Source organism: Clostridium sp. MCC353 (genome assembly GCF_018785315.1).
Classification (GTDB): Bacteria; Bacillota; Clostridia; order Lachnospirales; family Lachnospiraceae; genus CHH4-2.
This window is the reverse complement of record NZ_WQPN01000139.1, coordinates 1-367: the sequence shown is the minus strand read 5'-3', so window position 1 is coordinate 367 and position 367 is coordinate 1. Positions and strand designations below refer to the sequence as shown.

Annotated in this window: 1 protein-coding gene; it reads left to right on the top strand. The window is 47.4% G+C overall.

Features of this window, described 5'->3' with window-relative positions:
* Positions 1-173: 173 nt before the first annotated feature.
* Positions 174-367 (top strand): hypothetical protein (locus GPL15_RS22495; RefSeq protein WP_215700922.1); only part of this gene is annotated, 194 nt, incomplete at its 3' end.

The following is a 367-nucleotide window of genomic DNA, read 5'->3' as shown; positions in this document are numbered from 1 at the left end:
CATCCCCGGCCGCCTGCCCCAGATTCCCCGTCTTCATGGCTGTTTACCGGCTGAGCTACAGATAAAAAAGATTGGGAAGATATATAGAAAAAGCAAAGAATTGTTGGATTGAGGTGGGGATTAACAGTAAAAGGCCAAGGCATTTTCGAAAATGCCTTCAGGGTTGATGTTAAATGGTGTGGGGATTTACACTAAAAGGCGAAGCCATTTTCGAAAATACCTTCACCCTTTATGTAAAATTTGCTTTTAATTTCTTTAGCCAGAGAAAACCAGCAGGAAAGCGGGAGGAGGGAGCGGAGGCGGGATTGGATGTTTGGAGGCGGCCCTGGGGAGCGGAATCCGTCGGGGATGAAAGCCATCTGGAAAC